The sequence below is a fragment of the Sulfitobacter sp. M368 genome (assembly GCF_025141875.1).
Taxonomy (GTDB): Bacteria; Pseudomonadota; Alphaproteobacteria; order Rhodobacterales; family Rhodobacteraceae; genus Sulfitobacter; species Sulfitobacter mediterraneus_A.
This window is the reverse complement of record NZ_CP081113.1, coordinates 1,283,853-1,299,017: the sequence shown is the minus strand read 5'-3', so window position 1 is coordinate 1,299,017 and position 15,165 is coordinate 1,283,853. Positions and strand designations below refer to the sequence as shown.

General features: G+C 58.9%; 16 protein-coding genes. 8 read left to right on the top strand and 8 right to left on the bottom strand.

Translation table 11 applies throughout. The annotated features are described in order from the left end of the window. Positions 1 to 6 precede the first annotated feature (6 nt). Positions 7 to 1,965, top strand: coding sequence for a DNA topoisomerase IV subunit B (gene parE / locus K3754_RS06540; protein WP_203211791.1), 1,959 nt, complete (start codon positions 7 to 9; stop codon positions 1,963 to 1,965). Continuing rightward, positions 1,962 to 2,693, top strand: coding sequence for a DUF4145 domain-containing protein (locus K3754_RS06535; protein WP_259942135.1), 732 nt, complete (start codon positions 1,962 to 1,964; stop codon positions 2,691 to 2,693). Before parE ends, K3754_RS06535 begins: the two co-directional genes overlap by 4 nt. Before the next feature lie 95 nt (positions 2,694 to 2,788). On the opposite strand, the gene K3754_RS06530 is transcribed toward K3754_RS06535, so the two are convergent. After that, positions 2,789 to 3,190 carry a cytochrome c gene (locus K3754_RS06530; protein WP_203211792.1) on the bottom strand — a complete coding sequence of 134 codons (402 nt, stop codon included), beginning with the start codon at positions 3,188 to 3,190 and terminating at the stop codon, positions 2,789 to 2,791. A gap of 132 nt (positions 3,191 to 3,322) precedes the next feature. On the opposite strand from K3754_RS06530, the gene K3754_RS06525 reads away from it, so the two are divergent. Both K3754_RS06525 and K3754_RS06520 read left to right on the top strand, forming a co-directional pair. Next, complete coding sequence (locus K3754_RS06525; RefSeq protein ID WP_203211793.1) at positions 3,323 to 3,724, top strand: PaaI family thioesterase; 402 nt, start codon at positions 3,323 to 3,325, stop codon at positions 3,722 to 3,724. Continuing rightward, positions 3,721 to 4,398 (top strand): hypothetical protein, encoded by a 678-nt coding sequence (locus tag K3754_RS06520; RefSeq protein ID WP_259942131.1) that lies wholly within the window; start codon positions 3,721 to 3,723, stop codon positions 4,396 to 4,398. The genes K3754_RS06525 and K3754_RS06520 overlap by 4 nt, the downstream gene beginning before the upstream one ends. Here K3754_RS06520 and K3754_RS06515 read toward each other — a convergent pair. Continuing rightward, a complete protein-coding gene (locus K3754_RS06515; protein WP_311201470.1) occupies positions 4,395 to 4,805 on the bottom strand; it encodes a cytochrome c in 411 nt (136 codons plus the stop codon). The two genes, K3754_RS06520 and K3754_RS06515, sit on opposite strands and share 4 nt — an antisense overlap. A gap of 99 nt (positions 4,806 to 4,904) precedes the next feature. Here K3754_RS06515 and K3754_RS06510 point away from each other — a divergent pair, with 99 nt between their 5' ends. Next, positions 4,905 to 5,339, top strand: a complete 435-nt coding sequence (locus K3754_RS06510) for a DMT family transporter (RefSeq protein WP_259942129.1) — start codon at positions 4,905 to 4,907, stop codon at positions 5,337 to 5,339. A 1-nt stretch (position 5,340) separates the two neighbouring features. Here K3754_RS06510 and K3754_RS06505 read toward each other — a convergent pair whose 3' ends face one another. The 6 genes from K3754_RS06505 to pepT form a co-directional block, all read right to left on the bottom strand. Further along, a complete protein-coding gene (locus tag K3754_RS06505; RefSeq protein WP_259942126.1) occupies positions 5,341 to 6,321 on the bottom strand; it encodes an Ldh family oxidoreductase in 981 nt (326 codons plus the stop codon). A gap of 175 nt (positions 6,322 to 6,496) precedes the next feature. Then, positions 6,497 to 7,180 (bottom strand): ABC transporter ATP-binding protein, encoded by a 684-nt coding sequence (locus K3754_RS06500; protein ID WP_259942124.1) that lies wholly within the window; start codon positions 7,178 to 7,180, stop codon positions 6,497 to 6,499. Next, the gene (locus tag K3754_RS06495) at positions 7,173 to 8,420 is read right to left on the bottom strand and encodes a lipoprotein-releasing ABC transporter permease subunit (RefSeq protein ID WP_409202380.1); all 1,248 of its coding nucleotides are present in this window, start codon (positions 8,418 to 8,420) and stop codon (positions 7,173 to 7,175) included. Before K3754_RS06495 ends, K3754_RS06500 begins: the two co-directional genes overlap by 8 nt. 99 nt (positions 8,421 to 8,519) lie before the next feature. Continuing rightward, complete coding sequence (locus K3754_RS06490) at positions 8,520 to 9,029, bottom strand: DUF2937 family protein (RefSeq protein WP_259942119.1); 510 nt, start codon at positions 9,027 to 9,029, stop codon at positions 8,520 to 8,522. Between the two features lie 80 nt (positions 9,030 to 9,109). Then, a complete protein-coding gene (proS, locus tag K3754_RS06485; protein ID WP_259942116.1) occupies positions 9,110 to 10,450 on the bottom strand; it encodes a proline--tRNA ligase in 1,341 nt (446 codons plus the stop codon). Between the two features lie 161 nt (positions 10,451 to 10,611). Next, complete coding sequence (gene pepT, locus K3754_RS06480; protein WP_203211800.1) at positions 10,612 to 11,856, bottom strand: peptidase T; 1,245 nt, start codon at positions 11,854 to 11,856, stop codon at positions 10,612 to 10,614. A 117-nt stretch (positions 11,857 to 11,973) separates the two neighbouring features. Between pepT and K3754_RS06475 the strand changes: the two genes are divergently transcribed. The 3 genes from K3754_RS06475 to K3754_RS06465 all read left to right on the top strand — a co-directional run bounded on the left by K3754_RS06475 (position 11,974) and on the right by K3754_RS06465 (position 15,164). Continuing rightward, entirely contained in the window at positions 11,974 to 13,335 is a 1,362-nt protein-coding gene (locus K3754_RS06475) for an FAD-dependent oxidoreductase (RefSeq protein ID WP_259942110.1), read from the top strand. A 67-nt stretch (positions 13,336 to 13,402) separates the two neighbouring features. Next, complete coding sequence (locus K3754_RS06470) at positions 13,403 to 14,482, top strand: AI-2E family transporter (protein ID WP_259942107.1); 1,080 nt, start codon at positions 13,403 to 13,405, stop codon at positions 14,480 to 14,482. Position 14,483: 1 nt separating this feature from the next. Further along, entirely contained in the window at positions 14,484 to 15,164 is a 681-nt protein-coding gene (locus tag K3754_RS06465; protein ID WP_259942103.1) for an HdaA/DnaA family protein, read from the top strand. Position 15,165: the final 1 nt, after the last annotated feature.

The following is a 15,165-nucleotide window of genomic DNA, read 5'->3' as shown; positions in this document are numbered from 1 at the left end:
AGCCTCATGTCCGATCTTCTCACCGGAACACAGCCCAGCAAAGAATACGATGCCTCCTCTATCCAGGTGCTGGAGGATATGGAACATGTGCGCCTGCGCCCCGGCATGTACATTGGCGGCAAGGATGATCGCGCCTTGCACCACATGGTGGCCGAGATTGTCGATAACTCCATGGATGAGGCCGTCGCGGGCCATGCCACCTGGATCGAGCTGGAATTGCATGAAAACGGCCATGTCACGGTGCGCGACAATGGCCGCGGCATTCCCACCGATCCGCACCCCAAAGACCCCAGCAAATCGGCGCTTGAGATCATTTTCTGCACGTTGAACGCAGGCGGCAAGTTTTCCGGTGACAGTTATGAAACATCGGGCGGCTTGCACGGCGTTGGCTCGTCGGTCGTGAACGCCCTGTCGGACCATCTGCGCGTGGAAGTGGCCCGCAATCGCGAGCTTTTCGCGATGGAATTCTCGCGCGGCATTCCCCAAAGCAAACTGGAGAAGGTTGGCGCCGCCCCCAACCGGCGCGGCACAGCGGTGACGTTCCACCCCGATCCGGAAATCTTTGGTTCGCTGAAGCTAAAGCCTGCCCGGCTTTTTGCTATGGCGCGATCCAAGGCCTATCTGTTTTCGGGCGTCGAGATTCGCTGGAAATGCGGGCAGGATGACGGCACCACACCGCAAGAGGCCAGCTTTCACTTCCCCGGCGGCCTGTCGGATTACCTGAACGAAACCTTAGGTGGATCAACCACTTATGCCGATGCGCCTTTTGGCGGCATGGTGGATTTCAAGGAGAAATTCAACACTCCCGGCAAGGTCGAATGGGCCATCAACTGGACCCCGTCCCGCGACGGATTCATCCAGTCTTACTGTAACACCATCCCCACCCCCGAAGGCGGCACCCATGAGGCCGGTTTCTGGGCGGCGATCCTCAAGGGGATCAAGGCTTACGGCGAATTGGCCGGCAACCGCAAGGCCAGCACGATCACCCGCGAGGATCTGATCACCGGCGGCTGTGCGCTTGTCTCCTGCTTTATCCGCGAGCCTGAATTTGTCGGCCAGACCAAGGACCGCCTTGCCACCACCGAAGCGCAGCGGATGGTCGAAAACGCCGTGCGCGACCACTTTGACAACTGGCTGGCCGCTGACACCAAATCTGCGGGCGCGATTCTCGATTTTCTGGTGCTGCGGGCCGAAGAGCGCCTGCGCCGCCGTCAGGAAAAGGAAACCGCACGCAAGACCGCCACCAAAAAGCTGCGCCTGCCTGGCAAGCTGACCGATTGCACCAGCAAGACCCGTGAAGGCACCGAATTGTTCATTGTCGAGGGCGACAGCGCCGGCGGCTCTGGCAAGGGGGCACGCAACCGCAACAATCAGGCGCTTTTGCCGCTCAAGGGTAAGATCCTCAACGTTCTGGGCGCGGCGTCAAACAAACTGACCACCAATGCCGAAATCAGCGATCTATGCGAGGCTTTGGGGGTGGGCATGGGCACTAAGTTCAACCTTGATGATCTGCGCTATGACAAGATCATCATCATGACCGATGCGGATGTCGATGGCGCCCATATCGCGGCGCTTTTGATGACCTTTTTCTTTACCCAGATGCGGCCCCTGATTGACGACGGGCATCTGTATCTGGCCTGCCCGCCGCTCTACCGGCTGACCCAGGGGGCCAAACGCATCTATGTCGCTGACGATGCGGAAAAGAATTACTGGATGGAAAAGGGTCTGGGCGGCAAAGGCAAGATCGACGTGCAGCGGTTCAAAGGTCTGGGGGAAATGGATGCCAAAGACCTTAAGGAAACCACAATGGACCCCGGAACCCGCAAGCTGATCCGGGTGACGGTGGACGAGGATGAACCGGGCGAAACCGGCGATCTGGTGGAACGTTTGATGGGCAAAAAGCCAGAGCTGCGGTTCCAGTACATTCAGGAAAACGCACGGTTTGTGGAGGAATTGGACGTTTGAGTGACAATTACCTTGGTGCTTTCGGCCCATCAGCGACAAGACGAGCCAATTGTCCAGATTGTAGAAAACCTACACGAGTATCTACACTTTTTGAGAGAATAGATCGCTGGCAGGACGCTCAAAACAACATTGAGGGCCTGATTGAAAGTTACGTTTTTCAATGTAATGGCTGCGAGGTGGTTTTCTTTGCCAGAGTTACTTCGAACTCGGAAGATTATGTGGAACGAACCAATCCATACACCGGCGAAAATTTCCCATATTACAACAATATCTATGTGTATTGCCCTTCGGTCCCATCGTTACCAATTCCAAGCTGGGCTGGATTGAAACTAGCTCTGCAGGATGAACAATTGCATCACCTGCTATCTAGCGTGTACCAAGCCATCAATTCTGACTTACCAGTTCTGGCTGCCATCGGAATGAGGACCGCATTTGATAGAATTTCAGAAATTCTCGGAGTTAATGTTGATGAACCTTTTGCAGAGAAGTTAGAAAGCCTCCGAAAGGATGGTTACATTAGTGGAACCCAAAAGGGTATTTTGGAAGTTCTTGTTAACGCAGGAAGTGCCGCCGCCCATCGAGGTTGGCGTCCAAACTCGCGTCAACTGGTGACAATGCTCGAGATTTTGCAAGCTTTGATACGAGATCACTTCATCTTGAAAGGTGACGTAGCTGATTTGAGGGCAGTAATCCCGACAAAATCTGAACCGAAAAAGAGCGCAGACTGAAAACCTCCGAAAGAGAAGTTGTCACAAAAACCTAAGAGTCCCTTCCCCTCCCCCATTGGGGAAAGGGCTTCATCGCTCCTTCACAAGGCTACGGTTTACGGCTGCTCCTGAATGACCCCCAGATAGGCCACCAAATCGACAATCGCGCGGCTGGTCATAATCGGCTGACCGGTTTCCGCCTTAAGCGGCGTGTCATCCCCCTCAAAGAATGGCCCATAAACCGGCATCGGTGATCCGTGGCTGACCAAGGGATCACGCCCGTCAATCCGAGTCACCACCCGTGTGACCGGGAACTGCCCGTGCCGCGCTGTCAGATCGTTCAGCGGCGGCGGTTGCAGCATCAAGGCCGGAGCCATCGGGCCATTGCCGCGCCCCTCCAGCCCATGACAGGTTGCGCAATGCGCATCATATAGCGCCGCACCTGCCCCTACATCCTGGGCCTGCGCCGCCCCCTGCATCATGCCAAAGGCCACCGCCGCGATCACAAGTCTTTGCATTCGATCCTCCATCGTTATCTGCCCCATCATATCGCAGCCCTCCACCGCCCCGCCCTGCGCTGGATCAAATTTTGCAACTTGCGCCTGTGAATTGCCCCGCTAGGCTGCTGCCATTGCACCAGCGAGGCCGTTATGACCCCGGACATTGTCGAAACGTTTCTTTATGATCACTTCGCCCCATGGGTGCTGGCGCTCAAGCCAAAAGTGGCACAAGCCGATACGCAAAAGACCGTTCTGGAAATCCCGGTCACCGATGCCTTGAACCGTACAGGTGGCATTGTTTGTGGACAGGCACTGTCCGCATTGGCAGACACCGCAATGGTCTTGGCCTGCGGTGCCCATGAGGGTCAGATGATCCCTGTCGGCACCGTCACTTTGGACACGCAATTCATGCGCCCCGCCAGTGGCGACAGCATCCGCGCCGAGGCCGAGATCACCCGCGCTGGAAAAAGCATGATCTTTGCCCGTTGTACACTTTACGCCGAACCCTCGGGCAAGGCCGTTGCCACCGCCACGGCAACTTTCGCACGATGATCCGTATCCTGCTTGTTCTGGTGCTGCTGGCCGGATGTGGCCGCCCCCTGACCGACAATGAACGCGCCTATCTGGCCACGATCCATGGTACCTCGCTGAATATGGACAAGGTGCGCCTGCATGATGGCGCGCCCACCCGCGCTGTCACCTTCCGCCGCAAACCGCGCCCACGCACGACCTGCAGAGAACTGATCCTGCCCCCCGCAACAGAAGCCATCGTAACCTCTAAACCGGCGGCTGTGGCGCTGTATAACACCGTGCTGTTCGACAAGGATTGGTACATCGATGATTACCTGCCCGACTACCCGGACCGGATCAATCTGATCGCAGCGATGTTGCTGGCCCATGAGATCACCCATATCTGGCAATGGCAAAACCGCGCCACGACAGGCTATTCCCCGCTGCGGGCCGCGTCAGAACATGGCAACAAGGCCGACCCATATCTGTTTGATATCAAAGCCAATCCCAAGTTCGGAGACTTCGGATATGAACAGCAAGGTTCGATCGTCGAGGAATTTGTCTGCTGCCGCGCCCTTGCCCCGCAAGCCCCGCGCACCAAACGATTGCATACGCTGATCGGTCAGGTCATGCCGGTGGCCCCGCTTCCGCAACGCCGCCAATATGACGTCAGCCTGCCATGGAAGGGTGTCAAGATCGACGGGATCTGCGGTTAGCGCTGGATCGCTTCGAGATAGGCCAGCAAACCCGCCAGAACGCGTGGTGTGGGTGTCATGACCCCGTCCACATCAACCGGCACCAGATCATCCGCCATGACGCCGCCAAACTGTGGCATTACACGGGCCAAATGCCCCTGCTCAGGATCGCCATAGATATAGCTGAGGGCGCGGGCGGTTGGAAATGTGCCACCGTTTGCGTGGGCAAGAAGCGTCAGATCGGTTGGCTTGCGATCAAGCCCCGACGCCAGAGGCCCGTCACCCCGCCCGGAAGGCCCATGGCAGGACACGCAGTTTTCTGCAAAAAACGCCGCGCCGTCACCAGCCTCGGGCATGGTGTTCGGCGCACAGGCCAACACAAGAGCACCTGCCCCGGCAAGGGCGAGAGTCGTCAAATATGACCGCATGAAATTCTCCTGATCTGATGGCCTGCCATCTATCCTTGTGTCTTTGCCTACAGCTGGCCATGATCCAGATCAAGTCACCACAGGAAGGCAGATTTACCAATGGCACATTACGCCCTGATCATGCTCGTCGCCGGGATCGGCATTCCGGTTCTGGCCGCCCTGAACGCCGCCTTGGGCAGTTGGGTCGGATCACCTGCCGCCGCTGCAATGGTGCTGTTTGTAGTGGCCTTTTTCAGCTGTCTGGTGGTGGTTCTGGTCACTGGCCCGCATGCGCTGGACAGGTTCATAACCGCACCCAGACATTTGTTTTTGGGCGGTGTTCTGGTCGCCTTCTATGTCTTGACCATCACCTTTATCGCCCCGCATTTCGGGGTCGGAAATGCCGTTTTCTTTGTGCTATTGGGGCAATTGATATCAGCCGCAGCGATTGATCATTTTGGCCTCTTCGGGGCGCAGGTGTCCTCGCTGGGTCTGGCCCGCACAGGCGGGATCGCGCTGATGGCGGCCGGTGTCTGGCTGACCCAGCAGGTCTAGACTAGGCCTTCGCGAACCCTTCGATCATCGCCCAAACCGCATCATCCACTTCGACCGGATCACTTTGCTGTTTGTTCTGGCCGGGCATCCGCGCCCCTTCGTCGGTGGCGGCAGCGGCGGCCAATGCCTCAAGCCGTGCGCCGAATTCCGGCGATGAGGACGGGTCGATGATGATGTAATATTGGCCCAGATCATGCGGCGCACCTTCAGGCGCTTTGAGGGGTTTGACATCCTTGGACAGAATGCCCCCCGTCATGCCGGCTGCCAGAATTTCCGCCATCAGGCCAAAGCCCCAGCCTTTGTAGCCGCCCATCGACACCAGCGATCCCCCCAGCGCCGCCTCCGGATCTGTGGTGGGATTGCCATCCGCGTCCACGGCCCAGCCTTCGGGGATCTGCCGTCCGGCGGCCTTGGCCATGGTGATTTTGCCCAAAGCCACGGTTGTGGTGGATTGATCGAACTGCATGGCAATGCCGCCCGCGCCATCCGGCACGGAAAAAGCAATCGGATTGGTGCCAATCACACGGGTTTTTCCGCCCGGCGCGGCCACGATAGGCGATGCATTGGTAAACCCGATGCCGATCAAACCGGCGTGGGCAATCTGTTCCGTAAAATACCCCAGCGACGTGCAGGTGTGCGCATGGCCAACCGCCATCGTGGCCACCCCGGCCTCCCGCGCCGCATCCAGCGCCACAGGCAAACCATAGGCAAAGGCGGGTTGGGCAAAGCCAAATCCGGCATCCACATGGATGGCCGCACTGCGCCGCGCATTTACAACTGGCACCACCTTTCCCTTGACCCGGCCAGAGGCAAGCTGCTGGCAATAGCTTTCCACATAGTACAAACCACAGATCTTGTTGCCGACCGCTTCGGCCTTGGCCACGGCCCGCGCAACCTCGGCGGCGGGAAATGCGTCAGCCCCATGGGCGATCAAAGCCGCCTGCGTGGTTTCCTCGATGGTTTTGAGCGAAATATGCGCCATGCGTCTTCCTTCTTGGCCCCTCCCCTTGGGGGCGAAGATCAGTCTGACCTTAGGTCAATTCTCACGTCAAGCGTTTGAAACCGACCAGAAGGCAATATTTTGCACAGGCAACACATTTTACGAGAAATCGCCACACCGACACACGCAGGCCGAGAACGGCGAAGGTTTTCAGCGCCTAAACGGTCACCAATTGCCCCGCATCCAGCCGGATCTGCCGATCCATCCTTGCCGCCAGATCAAGGTTATGGGTCGCGATCACCGCCGCAAGACCGGTGCCGCGCACCAGATCCATCAACGCCCCAAACACCTGATCCGATGTCCCCGGATCAAGGTTTCCTGTCGGCTCATCTGCAAGCAAAACCTTTGGCGCATTGGCCAGGGCCCGGCAAAACGCAACGCGCTGCTGTTCGCCGCCCGACAGGGCCGCGGGGCGATGGTCTGCACGCTCTGCAATCCCCACTCGCTCCAACAAATTCCGCGCATGCGTCTCAGCCGCCGCTTTTGCCACACCATTGGCCAGTTGTGGCAACACGATATTCTCCTGCGCCGAAAACTCCGGCAACAGGTGATGAAACTGATAGATGAAACCCACCTCACTGCGACGCACCTTTGTGCGTTGCCGATCGCCGCGCCCGGTCATGTCCTGCCCGGTGATCTCGACCTTGCCCGCGTCCGGCGTGTCCAGCAGCCCGGCAATATGCAACAGGGTCGATTTGCCCGCCCCAGAAGGTGCCACAAGGGCCACAACCTCGCCCTTGCGCACATCCAGATCAATGCCGCGCAACACGTTCACTTCATTGGGCAACCCGTGGTTATAGGCTTTGGTGATCCCTGAGAGCCGCAGCACAAACTCACTCATAGCGCAGCGCCTCCACCGGATTCATCCGCGCCGCCCGCCGCGCCGGAAAAATCGTCACGATAAACGACAGCCCCAGCGACAAAGCCACCGCAGACAGCACATCAGCCAATTGCAACTTGGCCGGCAGGAAGTAGATCCCCCTGATCGATGCATCCCACGCCGTGCCGCCAGACAGATAATTCACGAAGCCAAAGATCTGATCGACATATAGCGCAAAAAGACAGCCCAGAATGACGCCCAGCGCCGTGCCTATGATCCCGGTAAACGCGCCGCAAATAAAGAATACCCGCAGCACCGATCCTTCGGTCAGCCCCATGGTACGCAGGATGCCAATATCGCGCCCCTTATTTTTGACCAACATGATCAGCCCCGAAACGATGTTCATCGCGGCGATGAGAACCAGTACAGACAGGATCACAAACATCACCCGATCCTCGATATCCAGCGCATTGAGGAACGACCCCGACGCATCACGCCATGTCCAGACCTGCGCCCGCGGGCCGGTCGCGGTCAGGATCGGCAAAGCGTAGTTATCCACAGCTTCGGGATCTTCGACCATCACTTCAAGTTCGTCCGCCACCCCTTCACGGTTAAAGAAGATTTGCGCATCTGAAATCGGCAGATAGGCACGGGTGCGGTCAATGTCATAACGTCCCGCCGAAAAGATATACACAACCTCATAGGCGTTCACCCGCGGGCTGGTCCCAAAGGCGGTCTTGACCCCGTTAGGCGAGATCAGCTTGACCCTGTCCCCAACCGCGACGCCCAGGGTGTTGGCCACCCCGATGCCCAGTGCAATGCCCTCTTCAAACCGGTCCAAATCGCCCTGCGCGCGGGTCTGGTCGGCGATCCGCGGGATTGTCTTCAAATCCTTCGGCGCAATACCAAACACTTCGACACCTGCATTGGACTGGCGATGATTTGCCATGACCTGCTGCCGGATCAGCGGCGCAACCCGCGTCACCCCCGGCACTGAAGCGACAGACTGGGCCAAGGCCTCGTAGTCGGCAATGCTCCGGTCAATCCGCCCGGCCGCGTTCACCTCGCCCAACTGGTAGACCGTCACATGCGCATTTGCGCCAAGGATCGTATCCACAAACTCCGCCCGAAATCCTGAGCGCACCGAAAGCGTTGCAATCAAAGCAAAAACCGCCAGTGTGATGCCGATCAAGCTGATCCAGGTCATCACCGAAACGCCGCCCTCGGCCCGTCGCGCCCGCAAATAGCGCCAGGCGATCATCCATTCAAAAGGCGCAAAGGGCGCAGTGCTCATCTTTTTGTCCATCCTAAGGAGGCTTCTGGCATTTTGGCCGCAACCTGAGGCTTTGCCCTCACAGGGTCAAGCGCCCATCGCGGGATCGGCGGGCCTGCGTCGAAACGGCCAGGACAGGATGCGCAAAATAACCGCAAGCACCGCCAAGCCCAGCACAAAGCCAACAGCCGCAAAAACCGCTCCGGCAAAATTCAGCGGCAGGGCAGGTTGATACTCCGACCAGGCGGCGCGCGCGATCTCGGGGTCCGTCAGGCTTGGCATATGATAGGCCCGCATGAACGGACCCTCGTTCTTCAATTGCTCCAAATCGGACCGCAACCGTGCGTAGCGGTCAAAGGTTGCGGTCATGTCTCTGCGCCGCCGCTCCAGAAAATCCGTGCCCTGCATCTGCGCCAGTGCATCAGCGCGGCTCAGCCCCACAGCCGCTGCGGAGGCATCAAAATCCGCCACCACATCCGACAGTGCATCAACCGCACCGCCCAGTCTTTGGATATATTGCTGGGAGAACTCAGGGAATTGCGAGGTCGCCGTGGCCCCGGCCAACCCACCCGCAAGGGTCAAGGCCCGCAGGATCATCGTTCTTGCTCCACAATGGGCGCCATGCTCTGCCTCCCGTTTGAACCGCAGGCTAACATACGTCAGCCTGCGATCAAGGATCAGGCGATGCCAGCGTAGATCTGCGCAATCTTCTGGACCGCAGCCTCTGGCGGCATCTCTTCGCTCTCGCCTGTGCGGCGCGAGGTCAATTCGACCACCCCGTTTTTCAGCCCGCGCGGCCCAACCGTGATCCGCCATGGCAGGCCAAGCAGGTCCATCGTGGCAAACTTGCCCCCTGCCCGCTCATTGCGATCATCATAAAGCGGCTCAAGCCCCAACGCCTTGAGAGACGCATAAAGCGCATCACAGGCAGCATCCGCCTCTTCGTCGCCCTGCTTGAGGTTTACAATCCCCGCATGGAAGGGCGTCACGCCTTCAGGCCAGATGATCCCCCTGTCATCATGGCTGGCCTCAATGATCGCGCCCAAAAGGCGGCTCACACCTATCCCGTGGCTGCCCATATGCACCGGCACGGTCTTGCCATCCGGCCCCTGCACCTTGGCGCCCATGGCCTCGGAATACTTGGTCCCGAAATAGAAGATCTGCCCAACCTCAATGCCCCGCGCTGTGCGTTGGCGGTCCTTTGGCACCTCGGCAAAGAGCACCTCATCATGGGTCTCATCCGTGCGGGCATACTTGGAGGTAAACTCCTCCAACACAGCGGCACACTGATCGACACTGTCATAATCGATCTCGCGATCACCAAAGGTCAGATCGGTCACCGCGCTGTCATAAAACACTTCGGACTCGCCGGTTTCGGCCAGCACAAGGAACTCATGGGTGTAATCACCGCCAATCGGCCCCCCATCTGCCCGCATCGGGATCGCCTGCAGGCCCATCCGCTCATAGGTCCGCAGATAGCTTACCAGATGACGGTTGTAAGCATGCAGCGCGTCCTCCTTGGTCAGGTCAAAGTTATAGCCGTCCTTCATGAAAAACTCTCGGCCCCGCATCACACCAAAACGCGGGCGGATCTCGTCACGGAATTTCCACTGAATGTGGTAAAGCGTCAAAGGCAGGTCTTTGTAAGACCCGACATGGCTGCGGAAAATGTCGGTGATCAGTTCCTCATTGGTGGGGCCATACAGCATATCACGCCCATGCCGGTCCTTGATGCGCAGCATTTCTTCGCCATAGTCGTCATAGCGGCCGCTTTCGCGCCACAGATCCGCCGATTGCAACGTCGGCATCAGCATCGGAATATGCCCCGCCCGCTGTTGCTCTTCATGCACGATATTCTCGATCTTGCGCAGCACCTTGAAACCAAGCGGCAACCAGGAATAAATTCCGGCACTCGCCTGCTTGATCATCCCCGCCCGCAACATCAAACGGTGGCTCACAATCTGCGCCTCAGAAGGGTTCTCTTTCAGCACAGGCAAAAAATAGCGGCTCAGACGCATCACGCGCTCCTCGGCAAAGTCAAATTCCTTGCCTTGCCTAATTCAAACCCCGCGCAGGCACAATCACCATCCCGGGCCCTACGCCTTTTTGGCTTCAAATACTCCGGGGGTTTGGGGGCAGCGCCCCCATTCATCTCAAAATTCAAATGCGGCGCAGCCGCTCATTCTGATCCAGCGGCCAATTGCGCAAGCTCCAGCGCCACCTGCGTGGCCTGTGCCATATCCTGCACCGATATCCATTCCAGCGGCCCGTGGATCTCCTGCATACCGGTGAAAATATTCGGGCATGGCACCCCCATCTCGGTCAGGCGCGATCCATCCGTACCGCCCCGGATCGGCACCGACACCGGCTCAAGCCCGGCCTTGCGCACCGCTGCATGGGCCAGATGCACAGGCGTCATATCCTCCTCCAGCCAATAGCGCATGTTGCGGTATTGCGGGCGGATTTCGCAGGTGATCTCGGCACGCGGCTCCGTCGCGGCGACGGTCTGGCAAATCTGGCGCAGCAGATCACCCTTCGCAGCCAAGCCATCCCGCTCAAAATCGCGCAGGATCAGAACGATTTCCGCCTCGGTCGAGCCGCCATTCACTTCGGAGACATGGATAAACCCTTCTGTGCCTTCGGTTGTGTCCGGCGTCATCGTGACCTGCGGCAAGGTCATGATGATCTTCGCAACCAGATGCAGCGCATTGACCATCTTGTCCTTAGCAAATCCCGGATGGGCCGACACGCCCCTGACCTTGATCACCGCCCCATCGGCTGAAAACGTCTCGAACTCCACCTCGCCGGGCTTGCCACCATCGAAGGTATAGGCAAAATCCACTGCCAGATCGGCAGGCAGCCTCGCATCCACCCCACGTCCGATCTCTTCGTCCGGCGTAAAGGCCAGCCGGATCTTGCCATGCGGAATTTGCCGGTTGTTCAACAAATGCCGCGCCGCCGTCATCGCAATCGCAACCCCGGCCTTGTCATCGCCGCCCAACAAGGTTGTGCCGCTGGCCGTGATGATATCTTCGCCCATCTTTTCACCCAAATAGGGCGAATTTTCTGGCGACAGCTTCAACTCCGGCGCATCGGCAAAGGTGATATCGCCGCCGTTGTAACCGCGATGCACCACAGGTTTCACACCTGTGGCATTGAACTGCGGCGCGGTGTCCACATGGGCCAGCCACCCCATCACCGGCGCGTCCTCTACAGTTGCCGGAATGCTCGCCAGAACCACACCGTAATCCGTCAGCACAACATCTTCTGCGCCCATCTCCAGCAATTCTTCCACCAGCAATTGCGACATCTGCAACTGGATCTCGGTGCTGGGGGACGTCGGCGATGTGGCATCGCTCTGGCTGTCAATCGCCGCATAGCGGACCAGCCGGGTTTCCAATTCGTCGTCAAATGCACTGCGCATGGTTCTCTCCCGCTTTTGCCCGATAGAGCCGCCTGAGCGGACCCGAAGTCAAGACAGTCAAATGCTTGACCGGCCCGCGGCGGAAATGCTCAGTGGTCAAAACACCCAGGATTGCCCATGCCCAGCATCACCGAACCGGCCCGCGAAACCCCGATTATTCACCAAACCGGCGTTCTGGTTGTCGGCTCCGGCCCAGGCGGCCTTGCTGCGGCGCTCGCCGCCGCGCGGGCGGGTGCAGAGGTTACGCTGCTGGATCGGTTCGGTTGTTTTGGCGGCAATATCACCGTTGTCGGGGTTGAAGGCTTTGCCTGGTACCGCCATGAAGCGACTGTCGAAGCGGGCGGCATCGGCTGGGAATTTGAGGAACGCGCCAAAGCTATGGGCGCGGCGACCCCGGAATCCCAATCGCTCAGCTATGAGTTGGACAGCGAAGGCTTCAAACTGGTCGCTGACCGGCTGGTGCAGGAGGCCGGCATCCACCCCATGCTGCACCGCCAGTTTGTCGCCCCGATCATGCAGGGGGACCGGATCACCGGGGTGATTGTCGAATCCAAGGCAGGACGCGAGGCGATTTTGGCCAAGGTGGTGATAGATGCCACCGGCGACGCAGACGTCGCACAACGGGCGGGCGCGCCCACACGAAAAACCCCGATCGAAGAGATGCAGGCCGCCTCGGTGATGTTCCATATCGCGGGCGTGGACAAACAGGCCTTCATGGCCGGAGTGCAGAGCGATCCGCAAACCTACAAGGATTGGTCCTCGGGTGAGTGGCAGGTCGAAACCGACGGCAAGGAAGACGATATGTTCTCGCCCTTCCTTGGAAAACCCTTTGAACGCGCAATTAAGGACGGTCTGATCCCGCCGCATCTGAACACCATCGGCGGCACATGGGGGGCGGTCCATGACACCGGCGAGATGACCTATATGAACCTCGTACATCTGGCAGGCTGCGACGGCACCGATCCCGACAGCATGACCCGCTTTGAGATCGAAGGCCGGGCGCAGGCCATGCTCGCCATCGATGCGCTGCGGGCCTATACGCCGGGCTGCGATGCGGCGCGGCTACGCAACTTTGGCATGTCCATCGGCATCCGCGACACCCGCAAGCTGGATGCCCAATACAACATGACCGAAAACGATGTCCGCCATCAGGGCCGTTTTGAGGACAGCATTGGCATCTATCCCGAATTTATCGACGGCTATGGCGTGCTGATCATTCCGACCACGGGGCGCTATATGCAGGTGCCCTATCGGTCAATGTTACCCAAGAAGATCAAAAACTTGCTGGTCACAGGCCGCGCCATTGGCGGCGACAAGATCGCCCATGCCGCCACCCGCAACATGGCCTGCTGCGCCGTAGCGGGCCAGGGCGCAGGCGTTGCGGCGGCGCAAGCTATCGCCACCGGCACCGCGTTGGACCAGCTTGACATTCAAGCCGTGCAAACCACCCTGTCGAAACAAGGCGTGCGGGTATTCTAGCGCCCCCACCCCTTGAAACACCGTTCCGCATGGGCGATGTGATAGAAAGCCCAAACCGGAGACATTCATGGCCCTGCCTGTACGAGATCAGCTGAAATACTGGGGCGCCGCCACGGCGGTGTTTCTCATTATACTGTGGTTTCTCGGTGATGTGCTGCTCCCCTTTGTCTTGGGCGGGGCGATAGCCTATTTCCTTGATCCGGTGGCCGACCGGCTTGAGAAAATGGGCCTCAGCCGCGCCTTGGGAACGGCCTGTATCACCGTTGTTGCCCTGCTGATCTTTGTGGTCATGGCGCTGCTGGTGGTGCCGACACTGGTCAATCAAACTGTCAGCCTGATCGAGGTGGCACCGCAGCTGACCCGCGATTTCACCAATTTCCTGACCGAACGGTTTCCATCCCTGCTCGATCAGGATTCGACCCTGCGCAGTTCGCTCAATTCGATAGGAGCCACCATTCAGGAACGCGGCGGACAGGTGTTGCAAACGGCACTGGCCTCCTTTGCCTCGATTATCAACATCATCCTGCTCTTTGTGATCGTGCCTGTGGTCGCGGTTTACCTGTTGCTGGATTGGGACCGCATGGTCGCTGGCATTGACGGATTGTTGCCAAGAGACCATCAGCCGGTGATCCGCCAGCTGGCCAGAGACATTGACAAAACGCTGGCCTCTTTCATTCGCGGTATGGGCACCGTTTGCCTGATCCTTGGCACCTATTATGCCATCGCACTGATGCTTGTGGGGCTGCAATTTGGTCTTGTCGTTGGGTTTATTGCGGGTCTCGTGACCTTTATTCCCTACCTCGGCGCGATCCTTGGCGGCGCCTTGGCCATCGGGCTGGCATTGTTCCAGTTCTGGGGGGATTGGGTGTCCATCGGACTGGTCGCCGGTATCTTTGCTCTCGGTCAGGTGATCGAAGGCAATGTTCTGACCCCCAAGCTGGTGGGCAATTCGGTGGGCCTGCACCCTGTTTGGCTGATCCTGTCGTTGTCTGTCTTCGGCACGCTCTTTGGCTTTGTCGGCATGTTGGTCGCGGTCCCTGTTGCGGCGGCGCTGGGTGTGGTGGCCCGCTTTGCGGTCAGCCAATACAGACAAAGCCTGCTATACAAAGGCACCAGCCAAAACGCCAAATCCTCGGGCGACAGCTGACATGCACAGACAACTGGGACTGGACCTGCCCAGCCGCACGGCGCTGGAACGGGATGCATTTTTTGTCGCACCCTCGAACGCCATGGCGCTTGCGATGATTGATGGCTGGCAACAATGGGCGGGCGGCAAGCTGGTGCTGACCGGTCCTGACGGATCAGGCAAAACCCACCTTGCCCACGTCTGGGCAGAGATGTCAGGCGCCACCATCGTGCCAGCCAGCAGCCTTCCAGACGCGGACATCCCCGCCCTTGCCCAATCCAGCATCGCGGTCGAAGACATTCCTGCCACCGCAGGCAACGCAGAGGCGCAGACCGCCCTGTTCCACCTTCACAACCTGGTGCTCGCCGAAGGTCACAAACTGCTGCTGACCGGTACACCGCCGGTGCAACATTGGGGGCTCAGTTTGCCAGACCTCATCAGCCGCCTGCGCGGGGCAACTGCCGTCGCGCTGGAGGCCCCCGATGATGCGCTGCTGTCGGCCCTACTCGTCAAACTGCTGGCTGACCGGCAATTGACACCCAAGCCCGATCTGATCCCCTATCTGCTGACCCGAATGGACCGTTCCTTTGCCGCTGCGATTGACCTGATCAACCGGCTGGATGCCGCCAGTATCGCGCTCAAACGGCCCGTGACCCGCCATCTGGCAATGCAGGTGCTGGACAAAGACCACCCTGACGCGTGAT

Excerpts from the sequence above, each read along its gene's own strand:
- K3754_RS06490 (WP_259942119.1), bottom strand. The coding sequence starts at position 9,029 with ATGATCCTGCGGGCCTTGACCCTTGCGGGTGGGTTGGCCGGGGCCACG.
- proS (WP_259942116.1), bottom strand. The coding sequence starts at position 10,450 with ATGCGTCTGAGCCGCTATTTTTTGCCTGTGCTGAAAGAGAACCCTTCT.
- K3754_RS06475 (WP_259942110.1), top strand. The coding sequence starts at position 11,974 with ATGCCCAGCATCACCGAACCGGCCCGCGAAACCCCGATTATTCACCAA.
- K3754_RS06525 (WP_203211793.1), top strand. The coding sequence starts at position 3,323 with ATGACCCCGGACATTGTCGAAACGTTTCTTTATGATCACTTCGCCCCA.
- K3754_RS06470 (WP_259942107.1), top strand. The coding sequence starts at position 13,403 with ATGGCCCTGCCTGTACGAGATCAGCTGAAATACTGGGGCGCCGCCACG.
- K3754_RS06500 (WP_259942124.1), bottom strand. The coding sequence starts at position 7,180 with ATGAGTGAGTTTGTGCTGCGGCTCTCAGGGATCACCAAAGCCTATAAC.
- pepT (WP_203211800.1), bottom strand. The coding sequence starts at position 11,856 with ATGCGCAGTGCATTTGACGACGAATTGGAAACCCGGCTGGTCCGCTAT.
- K3754_RS06520 (WP_259942131.1), top strand. The coding sequence starts at position 3,721 with ATGATCCGTATCCTGCTTGTTCTGGTGCTGCTGGCCGGATGTGGCCGC.
- K3754_RS06510 (WP_259942129.1), top strand. The coding sequence starts at position 4,905 with ATGGCACATTACGCCCTGATCATGCTCGTCGCCGGGATCGGCATTCCG.
- parE (WP_203211791.1), top strand. The coding sequence starts at position 7 with ATGTCCGATCTTCTCACCGGAACACAGCCCAGCAAAGAATACGATGCC.
- K3754_RS06530 (WP_203211792.1), bottom strand. The coding sequence starts at position 3,190 with ATGCAAAGACTTGTGATCGCGGCGGTGGCCTTTGGCATGATGCAGGGG.
- K3754_RS06505 (WP_259942126.1), bottom strand. The coding sequence starts at position 6,321 with ATGGCGCATATTTCGCTCAAAACCATCGAGGAAACCACGCAGGCGGCT.
- K3754_RS06515 (WP_311201470.1), bottom strand. The coding sequence starts at position 4,805 with ATGCGGTCATATTTGACGACTCTCGCCCTTGCCGGGGCAGGTGCTCTT.
- K3754_RS06465 (WP_259942103.1), top strand. The coding sequence starts at position 14,484 with ATGCACAGACAACTGGGACTGGACCTGCCCAGCCGCACGGCGCTGGAA.
- K3754_RS06495 (WP_409202380.1), bottom strand. The coding sequence starts at position 8,420 with ATGATCGCCTGGCGCTATTTGCGGGCGCGACGGGCCGAGGGCGGCGTT.